Source organism: Roseimaritima multifibrata, assembly GCF_007741495.1.
GTDB classification, from domain to species: Bacteria; Planctomycetota; Planctomycetia; order Pirellulales; family Pirellulaceae; genus Roseimaritima; species Roseimaritima multifibrata.
The window spans coordinates 94,492-110,433 of sequence record NZ_CP036262.1; the positions used below are offsets into that span (position 1 = coordinate 94,492).

Here is a 15,942-nt window from a genome sequence, read left to right on the forward strand (position 1 = left end):
ACGCCCGCGATTCGCCGCTGGAAAACCGGCCCTCTAGATGTCAACGCGGGTGGAGGCTTTATCCTGGGCGACCGTTCGCTCTCACCTGTATCGCTAATTGAAGATCCCAAAGGGTTCGTTGAAGTTTTCGTCTTCATCTAGTTCGTCGGCGTTCGGAGCTTCCGCTTCGGGGGTTTCTGGCGGAGGATCGTCCGAGTACATGAACTGCATGAACGAGGCACCGACCATCGCCGCGACCACTTTTTCATTGGTATCGACGTTCAGCAAAGTTGCCACGTCGTTGCCGGTGGAGCGGATTCTTAAATTGGTACGTTTCGCTTTGGTTTCGCCCGTCTGAATGTCGACCGCTAGAAGGGACAGTTCACGTGTTGGAGGGCCGGTTCTGGTGGGTGAATGAATCATTAACGCTCGACTGAAAATCAGCAGAGGCGAACCGGTTGCTTGGCCGACTGTGCAGCCCCATGGTCCGTCTTCCAGCGGTACGTTCCAGGCGATTTTGCCGGCTTTTAGATCGATCCCGATCAGAGGCCCATCGACTCGTACGTGGTTTTCGGATTGTGCGATCAATGGAACGGTGTTGGGGACACGTTCAACCGGCATGCTCGTTTCGGGCAATAGGATCAAGCGATTGCCGCGGGCGACCGCCTGGAGTCCGCTTAACTTTTCGATCGGCTCGATTTCTTCCGAAAGGACTTCGCTTCCATTTACCAGATCCCAGACGATCACTTTTCCTTCTGGATGCAGAATGGATAGCCAACGTCCGTCGGTGATGTCTCCCTTGATTTTATCACCAGCTGTCTCAGGCCCTTGCAAAGATTCCTCAAGGATAATTTTGTCTGCAAACAAGTCTCGAAGGCGAACGACAATTTCTTTCGCGTCTTTTGTTTCTTCGTACGTCAGCAGGTTGCGTCCGGCGGTCGACCAGATTTTTTCGCCGGCGGGCCACGGTTTACTATCAACCTTCATTCCATCGGCCGTCGAAAAGAAATCGATTCGGTTGTCACCTGACTGAGGCGAAGCGACTGCGATCTGCTGAGGGGAGGCAAGGATATGTCCCGTGCGAGGAGCTCCGCTGTTAGACCACTGGCGTGTTCCGCTGATGGTATGGATCGCTTGCAGGTCACCTGCATTGAGGATGTAAAGGTTGTTCTCCATGATCGGGCCAAGTCGATATTCGCCCTTTGGTGAATTGCGAAGAGGATCATCGATTTCGTAGGTTTTGTAGTGATCGCCAAACGGAGTGCCAAAGGTGTTATGGCGGGCGATTCGCCCTCCCAATTCGTTTCTCCAGGCATGCCGCCAGAGGACGGAATCGCGACTTCCTTGGCTGGCACTAAAAAGGTCGACGGCCACTAATTCCGTTGGCATTAACGCAACCATCAGCCCGCCATCCAGAACGGCGATCCGCTGTCCTTGGCTGCGGTTATCGCGATGATCCATTGGGATCGCGGTGATGCGGCCTTGCGGATCACGGAGGCTAAGGGATTTGCCTTCTTCGGTAACGATCTGCCAGCCTTGCAGGTGGGCTCCCTGTTGAGCCAGTATTTCAAGCAATTCAGGCGCGGGTGGGGTTCCGATTCGCTGTTGTGAATCGTTCCATCGGGTATGGACGTGAGCCGGCCAAGTGATTGGTTTGTCGGACTGTATTTGCGCCTGCAAATTAGCGAGAATCGCTTGTTTCCCTTCGTCCAAGTCGTCGGATGATAGGAGTGCCAGTTGTTCCTGTACGTCTTCGCGGAAGTTGCCTTGGGCGTAAATTTCAGCAAGACGCAAACGGAATTCGGATTCCTGAGCGGGCTGTAGATCGGATTGCAGCAAGGCCGCTTTGACCAAGCGTTCGGCCCGCAGTCCAGCATCTTCGCGGATCAGCCGATCGACAAGTTTTAGTCGACCTGCATTGGCTCCCGCCGCCGACGAGAAATGATGCAAAGCCCGCTCAAAGGCTCGGGTCGATTTGGAATAGGCTGTCTCCAGATGAAGCGAAACGGCTTGGTTCATTTCCTCCGCTTCTTCAGGGCTGGCGATTTCAAAGCTCTTCCGCACCTGTCCTGCGATCCAGCTATCCAGCGAGGGATGCGCGTAGGAATCGGCTGTTGGAATCGGTTCGGCATCGGTAAGCAAGTTGGATTCTTGGATCAACAAAGAGGAGTGCTCAATCAGTTGTTCGATCGCTTTTAGCGGGTGTCCTTGCTGGACATTCCCACGCGCCATCAGTGCCAACATTTCTGCTTGGCGGTTGGGCATTCGGACAAGCGTTTGCAGTGGGGCCAGCAGGTCCACGTGGCTTTCAAAATCACTGCGAAGCGCCCCTAGCATCGCTGTCACCGAAAGGGACCGAGCCTCCTCGTCCTGCGGGGCGATCTCTCTTGCGGTGGCCAGCCACTCCAAGGCATCTTCGGTTTGGCCGTCTTCGATCAACAGTTGGGCTTTTCGTTTGATCGCCCAAAGGTCTTTTGGGTTTTGGGCAAGGTGCTCTTCGACGGTGGGACGGAGCCATTGTTGACCAAACGCAACCGCAACTTCGGTGGGGCTTTGGCTGATTAATTGACCACCGGCTTGGAGGAGATTGCCGAGTTCAAAATTGGTCGGTTGGCGATGGGTAATGATGCCCTGAGCGAGATCGATTGTGATGATCTGACGATCGCTCATCGGGACAAAAAGAAGGTTGCCGCCGAAGGTGCTAAGTCCGGAAACCTGGGCGTTCTGCCCGGATTCGTTCAGCGCCGTGGTCCAGCGTCGACGTCCCGTTTTGACTTCATAGGCATGGACTTCGCGAGTCCCCACAATGATGATTTGTTCGTCCCGGATTCCCGCCAAATACCGCATGTCGGAACGTTGGATTTCAGGAAAGCGGGGTTTCCCTGTCAGAAGGTCCAACGCATGTAAACGATCGGAATCGACAGGGGTTATGTAGACCGTGCCGTCAACGATTTGCGGGGTTCCGTCATACCAACGCTGCATCATGCGATTGGAATCGACGGAGCTGTTCATGTTTCGCGGATTGGTGATGCTGCGGCTGCGCTTGTATTTTGCACCCCAGAGCAAACTGCGTGAAGCCAGGTCGATTGCCACGACGGCTCCAGCGCTGGTTGGGCAGACCAAAACGCCATCTTGATAAGCGGGCATCGCTCCGGAAATACGGCGGATGGGATCGTTTTCGATGCCGCCAGCTTCCATCGCCAAAATCTGCTGTCGCCATAGCGGCGTGCCGGTTTTTGGATCCATGCACAGCAGAAAGATATCGCCTTCCAGTTCGGCCAGTACATACAGCTGTCCGTTCACCGGCAAAGGAGGTCCAAGGAAAAAGGCTTCGGTGTAGATCGAAGGGATCTCTTCTCCAACTCCCGTCTGCCACAGCAGTTTGCCTTCGGATTCAATATTGAGGGCTACCAGGGTGTTGGACCCGGCGTTTTTTCGATCGGAAACCCCTTGGCGGATCGGCTGGAATCCGAAGGCTGGGTAGGCCTGGACCGTCTGCACCTTGCCGAGGTCTTCCAGGAGGAAAACACGTTTGCCATCGCTGCTGATTCGGCCGTAAGGGAGGTCGTACCAGACGCGTTGGTTTAGCTGGTCGGAATCGGTGGAGATTTCTTCACCCACCGACATCGATGTCTCTTTGGGAGCCGCACTTTCCCATGGGTACTCCCACGTGCGTTTGCCCGTTTCAAAATCGACTCCCATCAGACGTTCCGTCGTCCGCATCAGCAGTTGATTGCCCACGCGAAGTGGCAGCCAAGACGGAGGGGGAAGTTCACCTTGCGAAGCAAACGCTTGGGCCGCGTCGCGGATGGTGCGGGTTTCCAGATCGCCGGAGGTCGTCGGCAGGAGCCAGCGTTCGGAGCTGAGTGGTTTTTGCCCTCCTTCGTTCAATGATCGGCTGGCGTCTCCACCAGCAACCGGGTAGTCCATCGGAATCGGTGGCGAACTTCGCTGTAGTTTCGCAAAGTGTTCCTCCAGCCAGTCGGATTCGTTTCCCACTTCCGCGGCGGGCACCGTCGCTTCTCCGATCTTGTATTCCTTGGCGCGTTGTTGCTGGGAATCCGATCCGTCCGTTGCTGGGGATTGGCCTGCTACCGGACGCATCGCTGCGGTGATTTGTTTGGGATCTCGATTCGCTAATTGCAGCGAACGCGCCAGGGCAACATCCAATTGGCCGCCCAGTTGTTTTGCCGCGTTGGGCTGAGTGGCAAGTCGCCCAAACCGAACGGACGCCGCCAGCGGTCGCCCCGTCGCTAATTCGTGATAACCCCACAGGTAAGCCGATTGATAGCCAGCCTTGGTATGGAAGTAACGCCGGACGACATCGCGAAGCCCATTCCAGTCACGGTTTGTGGTGGCGGCATCTAGTTCTTTCCTGGCCGCGGCACCGTAATTCAGTTCATACAATTCAAGACCTTCGGGAGGCAACGCGCCCAGTTGGTCTTCCGCACGACGGAGGAGGCTCTTGATCGCGATGCTGTCGAGGTCTTCGTTTGCATCCAAGAAGAAATCTTGCCCCGCGATGTCCTCTTCCAGACCTAGTTCGTTGGAACGCTGCAGAAGTTTCCCTAGTCCGAGAACCGCATCGCTATAGCGTTTCTCCGAAATCGCGCGTTCCGATTCGCTTAATTGCTGACGGATAGCTCGGGGCGCTTCGATGAACCCCCCCGATGTGTCGATCGGACGGAAGACATTTTGAGCGTCCGCTGCCGTCACCATAAAGCAGGTGATTGCAACGATCTTTAAAACTAACGGGTAGTTTTGTTTGGGCATTTCAGTGGAAACCATAAGTCCAGCCGTAAAATGAACTGAGATTGGTTGATTGTAGCATCCCCAGCCCAATAGTATCGCCCAATAGTATCGAGGACGTCGTCTGACGACGGCAGCTACGTCGGGTTCGCACGGACCGGATTAGTCTGGCGTATCCAGGTAGGGGTCCTGGCCGATTTCACGCTGCATTTTCTTTCGCTCTTTCTCGTGATGCAGCAGCACCATACGGTCTCGAAAGTGTTTTCGTTCGACCTTTCGCTGGGCCTTGGTGAATAGTTTGGCGTAAGCCGGAAGTTCACCGGTGGCGGTTTCGCCGATCCTTTTTAAGCGTTCGGCTTTGTCGGGGCCGAACCCTCCTTTGAGGATGTCGTCATCAAGCGAGAGGTATTGGCGATACGAACCGCGGTCACCTTGTCGACCGCAGCGACCGATCAACTGGCGGTCAACCCGTGCGGCGTCGTGCAGTTCGGTGCAAATCACATGCATTCCGCCTTTGCTTTCGACCCCTGGGGCTAGTTTCACGTCGGTACCACGACCGGCCATGTTCGTCGCGACGGTCACTTTCCCTTCGCCCCCGGCTTGTTCGACGATCTCCGCTTCCGCTTCGACGTTATTGGCGTTGAGGACTTTGTGTTCGATCCCCCGCTCGGTCAGCAGTTGCGACAATCGGACCGATTTGTCGATCGAGCGAGTACCGATTAATACCGGCCGCCCGGTTTGATTCATTTCGACCGTTTCTTCGACAATGGCGGCGAATTTCTTTTCGATGTCCCCCATCACATTGTCTTTTAATCGAACGCGTCGCGGAGGCCGATTGGTAGGGACCCGGATAACGGGCGTGCGGTAAATTTTCTTCATTTCCCGGGCACTGGTTGCAGCCGTCCCTGTCATGCCTGCCAGATGGGGGTAGCGGAGAAAGAGGTCTTGAATGGTGATTCGTGCGGCTTGTCCGGTGGGGACGCTGATCTCAAGATTCTCTTTGGCTTCGATTGCCTGATGGATACCATCACGCCATTTTCGGCCTTCGGCTAGACGTCCGGTGAATTCGTCTACGATGACGATTTCTGGTTTCCCTTGTTCACCGGGGCGGACCACATACTGGCGTTCTTTCAGGAATTCCGCATGCACCTTGATCGATCGCTCAGCGAACTCGTACAGATCGACCAAACCAACCGTGCGGACTAGATCGCTCTTTTTGATCGAGCGAACTTTTTGTCGGCCCTTCGCGGTTAATTCGTACTGCTTGGTTTCATCGTCGATGATGTAGTGTTCGTCAAGTTCGTACTCCGGCGCGTGTTCCGCACCCCAGCGGTAGGTTTCTACAATTTGGTCGCGGACCGTATCTTCGATACTTCCGATGATAAGAGGGGTTCTCGCTTCATCGATTAGAATGCTGTCCGCTTCGTCGACGAGGCAGAAGTGCATCCCACGCATGACCGGCTGGTCGCCACTCCCGCTAAACCCATCCGCTCCGTCGCCAAGCATTTCCGTCTGCAGCCGATTCTGAGCTCGCAGTAGCAGGCGGTCGCGGAGGAAATCGAAACCGAATTCTTTCGCGGTCCCGTAGGTGACCGAAGCCGCATATGATTTGCGCCGAGAGGGTTGATCGTCAGCGGTTTGAATGATCCCCACGGTAAGGCCAAGACGTTCAAATAGCGGAGTCATCCATTCGGCGTCACGTTTCGCTAAGTAATCGTTCACCGTTGCTAAGTGCGCTCCTTTGCCGCTGAGCGAGTGCAGGTAGAGCGGCAGGGTTGCTGTCAGGGTTTTTCCTTCCCCGGTTTGCATTTCGGCGACGCAGCCTTCGTACAAACAAATCCCCCCGATCATCTGCACGTCGTAGTGCCGCATGTTTAAGGCTCGGCGCCCTGCCTCGCGGACAAGTGCGTAGGCCTCCGGTAGCAGAGACGCCAGTTTCTCACCCGACATCGCTCGATAGCGAAGCGCCAAGGAGCGTTTGCGGAGGGTGACGTCATCTTCGCCCGTCAGTTCGGGCTCCAGTTCGTTGATCTGGACCAGTTTGCGCCGCCAGCGGAGCATCCGCGGCGAAGCCCCGGTCGTAAAGACCGATCCCAATTGCGAAGACACACCGTCGCGACCATCCGATCGTGTTGGCGGCGCACCGCCAGACGACTCACTAGCCTCGCTGTCGGTTGCGGGGTCCGTGTCCGTTGCATCGATGCTGTCGGTTGCGCGGTTCGGCTGGTCAGGATCGCTTGAGGGCATAGATCTTTTCGGGAAAAAAGGTTGAGTCCTTCTCATCTTATCGTGGGGGGCTGCCGACGAGAGGGCTGATTTTGGGCTTTTTCGCTTGAAGATAGGTAATTTGTGGTGAGTTTGCCTCGGCTGCCGACTGTTCTGCATTTGCCGGTCGATCGCGTCGATCCATCTCTACAAGTTGTGTTAGTGTTCCCGGAATGTAAAAGCTGTAGAGCAATATTATGAAAAGAATCTTTCAAGTCCTAGCTTTGGCGGCCGCGGTCACCGGAGTATCCATTGGAAACGTTTCGAACGCCCAGACCGTTAGTGTTGGCGACATGTCGTCCTACACTCCACCTAGCGAAGCCTACCCTTCGATTGATGCCAGCGTAGGCGGTTATGTCGGAGATTTGGCGACGCCAGCAGGTCACCATGAACGCGTTCAACGATTGGCACCCCGTGTCGCATCGCACGGCGGGTACGAAACCTGTGGCGGTTGCAACAGTGTTAGTTGTGAAGGCGGATGTTATTCTAGCGGACAAAGTCGCCGAGGCAAAATCGGAGCCGCTCTGAATGATCCTTGTGCAAGTGGTTGGATGAACGCGGAGTTGTTGTTGTGGTTCCCGCAGGCACTTCAGTCGCCTGACCTAGTGGCGACCGGACCCAATGCGGCCGGAGCGATTCAAGGTGGCCCCGGTTACCAAGCCCTTTTCGGTGGCCGCATTGAACAAGGGATGCAACCAGGCTTTCGAGCCGACGTAGGACGTTACTTCTCGGATGGACAGTTTGGCGTTGGAGCCCGGATCTGGTTCTTGCAGGGAGCCGATACCGCTTTCTCCGCACAGTCAGATGGGTCTCCTGGAAGCCCAATCCTCTCGCGCCCGCTGTTCAATACCTCGGTAGGCACCGAAGGTGGCTTCCTGGTCGGTGGACCTCTGGGCCCGCTTACGGGTGAAATCAACATCAGCAGCCAATTGGATATGGTTGCCAGCGAACTGTACGGCAAAGCCTTGTTCATCCAGGGTGAAGACTATCGTATGGATTTGATTGGGGGATACTCCTTCTTCAACATCGAAAACGACCTGTTGATTACGCAAAGCAGCACCCAGCTTCCTCCAAGCCCAGCGGCTCGGCGTGTCGTTTTGGATAGCTTCAATACCGAGAATAACTTTCACGGTGGACAGATCGGTTTCCAAACCGAACTGAATCGCGGACGCTTCAGTTTCCTATCGCTGACGAAGGTTCACTTGGGGAACATGCACCAACGCGTCGACGTCTTTGGCACCAGTCGCAGCGACTTTGTTGGAGTCCCTGCTTCCCTGCAAACCTTTGATCGCGGTTTGTTGGTCGGCGACGACCAGCAATCACAGTCGCGTGACGTCTTCGCTTTTGCTCCAGAAGCGAATCTCAAGATTGGCTACCGGATGCGAAACCACGTGAACTTCACGGTCGGTTATTCGTTCATCTACTGGAACCGGGTCGCATTGGCCGGGGATCAAATCGATCGTAATGTGGATCAGACCGCTGTTCTGACCAACAACCCGTCGACCAGTCCTGCTCGTAAATTCAACGATCGCGGGTTCTTTGTTCAAGGCATCGACCTAGGGATTTCGGTCGACTACTAGTACGGATTGTTCGGCTAGAGGTCAAAAACGAGTTTGCAACATTCGCCTCCGATGCCGGGAACACAACGACAACGGAAGGCGTGACGGGCAAGAACCAATGGGGTTCTTGCCCGTTTTTTCGTTTTTGGCCTCCTCTTTGCAAACCACGCTTTACAAACCACAGGGCCGGCTGGCTTTGCGAAGTCGAGATCGCAATTTTTGTGCAAAATTCGGAAACTGCGGCGATTCATCGTGCGTCTACTGTGTTGTCCGCCTAAAACGTCGGGTTGGCAGGATAACTGGGCTGGAACCGATTCCGTGGCCTACCTTTCAAAGACGGACTGTTTCACTTTTTCCCTTGTCTTTTGTGCTTTTCCCGGAAAGAGTGCACCTAAACGTTCCTAACCAGAATTGAGCTCTCAACATGGCCGCGTCGCGTCGCTTTCCTCGTCTGTTCCTTGCACTGGGTGTCTTTGTCTGTGTGACCCCTTTTTTACTGGGAGCCCAGTCCCAAGAAGACCGCTGGAAAAAGGTAGATAAAGCCATTGCGGAGGGGCTGCCCAAAACCGCGATTTCAGAATTGCAGCCGATTATCGATTCAGCCCTTGCGGGTGAAAAATATGATGAAGCAATCAAGGCGATCGGACTGCGTGTCTCTTTAGAAGCCAATATTCAGGGCAATCAGCCGGCCGAACGCATCGTGCGGCTAGAAGCCGAAGTCGAAAAGGCTGCGGAGCCGATGAAGCCGGTGATGCGAGCCATTTTGGCAAATGCCTACTGGCAGTATTTCCAGCAGAATCAGTGGCGATTCCAGCAGCGGACTCAGACCTCGGGCCCGCCCGGTGATGATTTTACGACCTGGTCGCTGCCGCAGATCCTGGCACATGTCGATGCTCAGTTTCAGGCCGTGTTGGCAGATGCTGAAACCCTTCAGGAAATTCCCGTTCGTGATTTTGAAGCCGTTTTGGATAAAGGGAATGCTCCTGATTCCTATCGGCCAACGATGTACGACGTGCTGGCGCACAATGCGCTCGACTTCTATGCCTCGGGTGTTCAGGCTGGTTCTCAGGTCCAAGATTCGTTTGTGTTGACGATCGACAGTCCGGTCTTCGCCGACAGCCAAACGTTCATGGACTGGAAACCTGAGACCAGCGATAGCGATTCGCGGTTGGTTAAAGCGATCACTATCTATCAAGACCTACTTCGCTTCCACGCTTCCGATGACGATCCCGATGCTCGTCTGGATGTCGATTTGCTGCGATTGGAGTTTGGCAACAACGAAGCGGCCGGCGAAACCAAACCAAAATCCGAACGATTTATCGCCGCTTTACGCCGGTTTATCGACCAAAATGAAGACCATCCCATCGTCGCGCGAGCCCTGCACTTGTGGGCTCTTGATTTGCATTCCCAGGGGGATCTTGTCAAAGCCCATGCGATTGCGACGCGCGGTCTGGAGCAGTTCCCCGGGACCGTTGGTGGTAACCGTTGTTTCAATCTAATCCAATCGATCGAAGCCAAGTCCGCGTCTGCCTTGACCGAACGGGTTTGGAATGAACCGGCTCCGACGATCGATATTCAGTATCGAAATGTCAATAAAGTCTATTTGCGTCTGGTCCCGTTTGATTTCAAAAAAATGGTGATCGATTCCCAGCGTTGGCAAGCGACGGCGATCAATGAACAGACGCTGCAGGAATTGCTTGCGACGAAGCCAACCAAAGCCTGGGCGGTCGATTTGCCGGCGACGACCGATTATCAGTTGCGTGAGGAATCGATTCCGGCACCCCTTGATGTTCCATTGGGATCGTACTTTCTGCTAGCTAGCGAGAATGCTGACTTTTCGTCGCGAGACAATCAGATTTCGGTGGCGGAGGTTTGGCGAAGTGATTTGGCAATCGTGTCGCGCTCTCGAAACGGAGAAGGGATCGTCGAAGGTTTGGTTCTGGATGCCAGTTCCGGGAACCCGATTCAGGGAGCCTCCGTTCAGGCTTGGAATCGTGGGAATCGAAACGAAACTCAGCCGCTAAAGGTCGTCCGTACCGATCGGGATGGCCGTTATCGTTTGCAAGACGCCGACCGGTTGCAGTTGCAGATTTTGGTGACCGACGGAAAACAGCAGTTGTCGACAGACAACATGGTTCGTGCCTATCGGAATAATCAGAATTCTCGTCTTCAAGAACAGACGCGTTTTTTCACCGATCGAGCCATTTATCGTCCAGGGCAAACGATCCGGTACAAAGGAGTCTGCCTTGAATTCGAACAGGAAAAAGACCTTTACCAAACAATCCCTCACCGCGATGTGGTGGTGGTATTGAGGGATGTGAATGGTGAAGAAGTCGAACGCTTGAAACATCGCACCAATGGGAATGGCAGCTTCCAAGGGAGTTTCACCGCACCGCGAGGCCGCGTGACCGGGATGATGACACTAATGGTCGATGGCAAGCCCTCCGGAGCGACTTCGATCCGCGTGGAAGAATACAAACGCCCAAAATTTCGGGTTGCAATCGACCCGCCCACAAAACCAGCTCAATTGGGCGAAGACGTTCAAGTGTCTGGTAAAGCAACGGCTTACACTGGGGCCTCTATCGGAGGTGCCAAAGTTCAGTACCGCGTGGTTCGTGAAGTCCGCTATCCCGACTGGTGGTACTGGCGCTGTTGGTGGATGCCGCCAGCGAACAGCGGGCCGCAGGAGATCGTCAATGGAGTCACGACAACCGAAGCCGATGGCGGCTTCGATGTCCTCTTCACCGCTCGACCGGATGAGTCGGTTTTGCGAGAGAGTGAACCCGTTTTTCAGTTCACTATTTACGCGGATGTGACCGATCTGACTGGAGAAACCCGTTCGTCATCGCAGACCGTTCGTGTCGGTTACACAACCTTGGCTGCGACGCTGAATGCGGCCGCCTGGCAGACCGCCGACAAACCGGTTTCCATTGACGTGCAGACCTCGACCTTAAACGGTGATGGACGCCCTGCTAAAGGGACTTTGAAAGTCTATGCATTGCAACAGCCTGAAGAAGTCATGCGGGCTGAGCTTTCCGGAGGCCGTGGGCGAATTCCCTATCGTGGGAACGCAATGCCCGCCTCGCCCGATCCAGCGAATCCAAATTCCTGGGATCTGGGGAAAATGGTGGCGGACCTGTCGGTCGAAACCGATGCGGGAGGAAAAGCGACCGTCGAGGTTCCCCTTCCAGCGGGGATTTACCGAGCCGTTTATGAAACCACCGATTCCGCTGGCGAAAAAGTAACCGCGTTGTTGCAGCGCAATGTCCTGGATTTGGAGGCTGAAGACCTCGCGATTCGAATTCCCGATCTGTTTGCGATCAAGGAATCGACGTTGGAGCCAGGCGATGACTTGGTGGCCGTTTGGGGAAGCGGGTACGAGCAAGCACGTGCGTTTGTTGAAATCGAACATCGCGGAAAGATCTTGCAGGAATATTGGACCAATCCGCAGCAAACACAGTTTGTGATCGAACAGTCGGTTACCGAAGCGATGCGGGGCGGGTTTACGTTGCGAGTGACCATGGTTCGTGAGAACCGCGCGTACCTGCATACGGAGCAGATCCAAGTTCCGTGGACAAATAAGGAACTGGACATTCAGTGGGAACGATTCGTTTCCAAATTGGCGCCTGGAGCCGTGGAGAAATGGACGGCAAAGATCCAGGGTCCTGATGCGGAAGTGATGGCAGCCGAAATGGTGGCAACCTTATACGACGCATCCCTCGATGCCTTTGCGCCCCACAGCTGGATGTCTGGATTTAATGTTTTTCGAACCGACCATTCCAGCTTGTACAGTCAGTTTGAAAACAACGCTGAATCGTTGCGGACGCTTGTTTCGAATCGGCGTACCGATCAACGTGATGGTTCGCTCTCCTACCGGCACCTCGCGAATTCCCTTATTTCGCAAGCGTATGGTTTCGGTTTTATGAACCGAAATCGCATGATGCGTCGAGGTGGCGCACCGGAAATGATGATGGATTCCGCTCCGATGGGGATGGGTGGTATGGGTGGTTCTGCAATGATGCAAAAAGGAGCCGCGATGTCCGCCAGTGAACTGGCGCCCGCCGCGGCGCCGATGCCTGCCGACGCGGACGCGGCGATTGCCGGCGGTGGTGAAGAAGCGGCGAAATCGGAACCCGATTTAACCAATGTGACCGCTCGCAAGAATCTTGCGGAAACCGCATTCTTCTTTCCCCAGTTGATTGCCAATGATGATGGGACCGTGACGATGGAGTTCACGATGCCCGAAGCGCTCACCGAATGGAAGTTCATCGGTTTTGCTCATGACAATCAGCTCCGCGCAGGGATTTTGGATGGGACAGCCGTCACTTCCAAGGACCTCATGGTCGAACCCAACCCGCCTCGCTTTGTTCGCGAGGGAGATCGCCTTGAATTTACCGTGAAGGTCAGCAACCAGTCGCCAACGCGGCAGACCGGCAAAGTCCGCTTAGCGTTTCAAGATGCACGCAGCGGCGATTCCGTTGATGCGTCACTGGGAAATGCAAACGGTGACAAAGAGTTCGCGATCGCTGCCGGCGAATCGCAAACGTTTGCATGGCAAATCGAAGTTCCCGATAACCAAGGGGTCTTGGTCTACAAGGCGGTCGGAGCGACGGGTCGTTTGTCCGATGGCGAAGAAGGTTTCTTGCCGGTTTTGTCACGCAAGGTTTTGGTCACCGAATCATTGCCTTTGCCGATTCGTGGTAACCAAACCAAAAAGTTCGTCTTTGATCGTTTGCTTCATTCGGGCGATTCCGATTCGCTGCAGAATCAGTCGTTGACGGTCCAGATGGTCTCCAACCCAGCCTGGTACGCCGTCATGGCACTTCCCTACTTGATGGAGTATCCCCATCAGTGTTCGGAACAGACCTTCAACCGTTTGTATGCCAATGCACTTGGACAAAGTATTGCGAATTCCGATCCTCGGATCGAACAGGTCTTTGAGCAATGGCGAGGGACCGAAGCACTCGATAGCCCATTGGAGAAGAACGAAGACCTCAAGTCGGTGATGCTGGAAGAAACGCCTTGGCTGCGGGATGGCAAAAATGAGAGTCAAGCCAGGCGGAACGTTGGCATCTTGTTTGACGGGAATCGTTTGAGCGATGAAATCAATCGCAACGAACAACAGCTGGCCGAGATGCAACTGGAAAATGGGATGTGGCCCTGGTTTCCCGGTGGAGGCGAAAACGAGTACATCACGTTGTACATCACCACAGGCTTTGGCCGTTTGCGTCACTTGGGTGTCGATATCGATGTCGCCCCGGCGGTTCGTTCGCTGGCCGCTTTGGACCGCTGGATGACCGAACGTTATCGCAAGATCGCGGATCGGGACAAAGTTCATATCTCTTCGACCATCGCGTTGTACTTGTATGGCCGTAGTTTCTTTTTAGAAGACTATCCTGTTGCGGAAGCCGATCAGGTCGCTTTTGAGTACTGGCAGAATCAGGCTCGAACGCATTGGTTGAAATTGGCAAACCGTCAATCGCAAGGGCATCTCGCTTTGGCGTTAAAACGTCTGGGCGATCCGCAGACGGCGACCAAGATCATGGCGTCGATCAAAGAACGCTCTGTCACCGATGAAGAACTTGGGATGTACTGGCGAGAGCAGGAGCATTCCTGGTGGTGGTATCGTGCTCCAATCGAAACACAGGCCGTCATGATCGAAGCTTTTGATGAAGTGATGGACGACGCAGAAGCGGTCGAAGACTGCAAAGTTTGGTTGCTCAAGCAGAAACAGACGCAGGACTGGAAGACGACAAAGGCGACCGCGGACGCGGTTTATGCATTGTTGCTACGCGGGTCACAATTATTGGAATCCGACGCGCTTGTCGAGGTGACCTTGGGTGAAACCACGATCCAGCCTCAGAACGTTGAAGCGGGTACCGGGTTTTATCAACAACGGTTCACCGGCAGCGACATCCTGCCTGAACAAGGCGAAATCACCGTTCGAAAATTGGACGATGGAGTCGCTTGGGGAGCCGTCCATTGGCAATATCTAGAAGATATGACCAAGGTAACCGCCTTCGAGGGAACGCCGCTGACGTTGCAGAAGAAGTTGTATGTCAAACGGAACACACCTCAGGGGCCAACCCTTACGGAAGTCGAAGGGCCTTTGGAAGTTGGCGATGAAGTGGTGGTGCGGATCGTTCTGCGAAGTGATCGCGATATGGAATACCTGCATCTGAAAGATTATCGCGGAAGCGGCACCGAGCCGGTAAACGTTCTCTCGTCCTATCGCTATCAAGATGGTTTAGCGTACTACGAATCGACTCGAGACACGGCAAGCCACTTCTTTATCGACTACCTTCCTAAAGGGACGTACGTGTTTGAGTATTCAACACGCGTCCAGTTGCGAGGTGAATATCAGACTGGATTCGCTGAAATCCAATCGATGTATGCTCCGGAATTCAACAGCCATTCGGAAAGTCTGCCGTTGGTCGTTCAGTAAGCATGTCGAAGTTCAGGAATGCCTTTCAGGGTCTCGTCTTTGCGATGCGAGGCCAGAGCAGTTTTGTTATTCATTTGGTGATGGCGGCCGCCGTAATCGGTTTGGCTGCCATCTGCCAAGTGGAGTCTTGGCGATGGGCTGTACTGCTATTGGCAATCGGGATGGTGTTGGCATTAGAGACGATCAATAGTGCGATCGAATGCTTGGTGCATCGCCTTCACCCCGAGCACGATCCTGAAATCGGAAAAGTCTTGGACATGGCAGCCGGAGCGGTACTGCTAGGCGCCATCTTTGCGGCCGCAGTCGGTCTGATTGTTTTGTTGCCGCCACTTCTAGAGTGGTTCGGTTAGCACGAATCGGCAACACGCAGGTCCCCCGCCCCACATTCTTAGCGGAACGGCGCAAGCCGTCCGGCCGATGCGCTGGAAGCGGCGCGTACCCGCCGGGCGGCTCGCGCCACATTCTTAGCGGAACGGCGCAAGCCGTCCGGCCGTCGCGTTGGAAGCCGCACGTACCCGCGGTGCGGCTCGCGCCGCATTCTTAGCGGAACGGCGCAAGCCGTCCGGCCCTCGCGTTGGAAGCCGCACGTACCCGCCGGGCGGCTCGCGCCGCACCGCTAGGATTTGCGCTGGCTCTCTTCAGCCCAGCGGGCGGCAGATACTTGCCGGCGGCGTCAGCCGCCGGATCGCCTCCAACGCATTGTCTAGCCCAGCGGGCGACAGAATTGGTGAGGGATAAACTCTGTCGCCCGCTGGGCTTTGATATCCATCTTTGTTGCTCCGGCGGCTCTCGCCGCCGGCAAGTATTTGTCGCCCTCCGGGCTGTTTGCGCTTGGTGTTGGAGACTTTTGATTGGCGCATTAGGTTTGCTCAGTTTCATTGATCGTTAGGAACCGCCCCACATTCTTAGCGGAACGACGCAAGCCGTCCGGCCGATGCACTGGAA

6 protein-coding genes are annotated in these 15,942 nt (G+C 55.0%); 3 read left to right on the forward strand and 3 right to left on the reverse strand.

Going from position 1 to position 15,942, the window contains the following annotated elements:
- Nucleotides 1-93: 93 nt before the first annotated feature.
- Complete coding sequence (locus FF011L_RS00445; RefSeq protein WP_145349443.1) at nt 94-4,767, reverse strand: outer membrane protein assembly factor BamB family protein; 4,674 nt, start codon at nt 4,765-4,767, stop codon at nt 94-96.
- A 123-nt stretch (nt 4,768-4,890) separates the two neighbouring features.
- Nucleotides 4,891-6,975: a preprotein translocase subunit SecA gene (locus tag FF011L_RS00450; protein WP_145349444.1), complete on the reverse strand. Its 2,085-nt coding sequence runs from the start codon at nt 6,973-6,975 to the stop codon at nt 4,891-4,893.
- A 215-nt stretch (nt 6,976-7,190) separates the two neighbouring features.
- Here FF011L_RS00450 and FF011L_RS00455 point away from each other — a divergent pair, with 215 nt between their 5' ends.
- The 3 genes from FF011L_RS00455 (at nt 7,191) to FF011L_RS00465 (ending at nt 15,347) form a co-directional block, all read left to right on the forward strand.
- A complete protein-coding gene (locus FF011L_RS00455) occupies nt 7,191-8,573 on the forward strand; it encodes a BBP7 family outer membrane beta-barrel protein (RefSeq protein WP_145349445.1) in 1,383 nt (460 codons plus the stop codon).
- A gap of 403 nt (nt 8,574-8,976) precedes the next feature.
- Entirely contained in the window at nt 8,977-14,997 is a 6,021-nt protein-coding gene (locus FF011L_RS00460) for an alpha-2-macroglobulin family protein (RefSeq protein ID WP_145349446.1), read from the forward strand.
- 2 nt (nt 14,998-14,999) lie between these two features.
- Nucleotides 15,000-15,347, forward strand: coding sequence for a diacylglycerol kinase family protein (locus FF011L_RS00465; protein ID WP_145349447.1), 348 nt, complete (start codon nt 15,000-15,002; stop codon nt 15,345-15,347).
- A 288-nt stretch (nt 15,348-15,635) separates the two neighbouring features.
- Here the strand turns inward: FF011L_RS00465 and FF011L_RS00470 are convergent, their stop codons facing one another.
- Nucleotides 15,636-15,857, reverse strand: a complete 222-nt coding sequence (locus FF011L_RS00470) for a hypothetical protein (protein WP_145349448.1) — start codon at nt 15,855-15,857, stop codon at nt 15,636-15,638.
- Nucleotides 15,858-15,942 lie beyond the last annotated feature (85 nt).

Coding starts and splice junctions, on each gene's coding strand:
- FF011L_RS00455 (WP_145349445.1), top strand. CDS start 7,191: ATGAAAAGAATCTTTCAAGTCCTAGCTTTGGCGGCCGCGGTCACCGGA.
- FF011L_RS00460 (WP_145349446.1), top strand. CDS start 8,977: ATGGCCGCGTCGCGTCGCTTTCCTCGTCTGTTCCTTGCACTGGGTGTC.
- FF011L_RS00470 (WP_145349448.1), bottom strand. CDS start 15,857: ATGCGCCAATCAAAAGTCTCCAACACCAAGCGCAAACAGCCCGGAGGG.
- FF011L_RS00445 (WP_145349443.1), bottom strand. CDS start 4,767: ATGGTTTCCACTGAAATGCCCAAACAAAACTACCCGTTAGTTTTAAAG.
- FF011L_RS00450 (WP_145349444.1), bottom strand. CDS start 6,975: ATGCCCTCAAGCGATCCTGACCAGCCGAACCGCGCAACCGACAGCATC.
- FF011L_RS00465 (WP_145349447.1), top strand. CDS start 15,000: ATGTCGAAGTTCAGGAATGCCTTTCAGGGTCTCGTCTTTGCGATGCGA.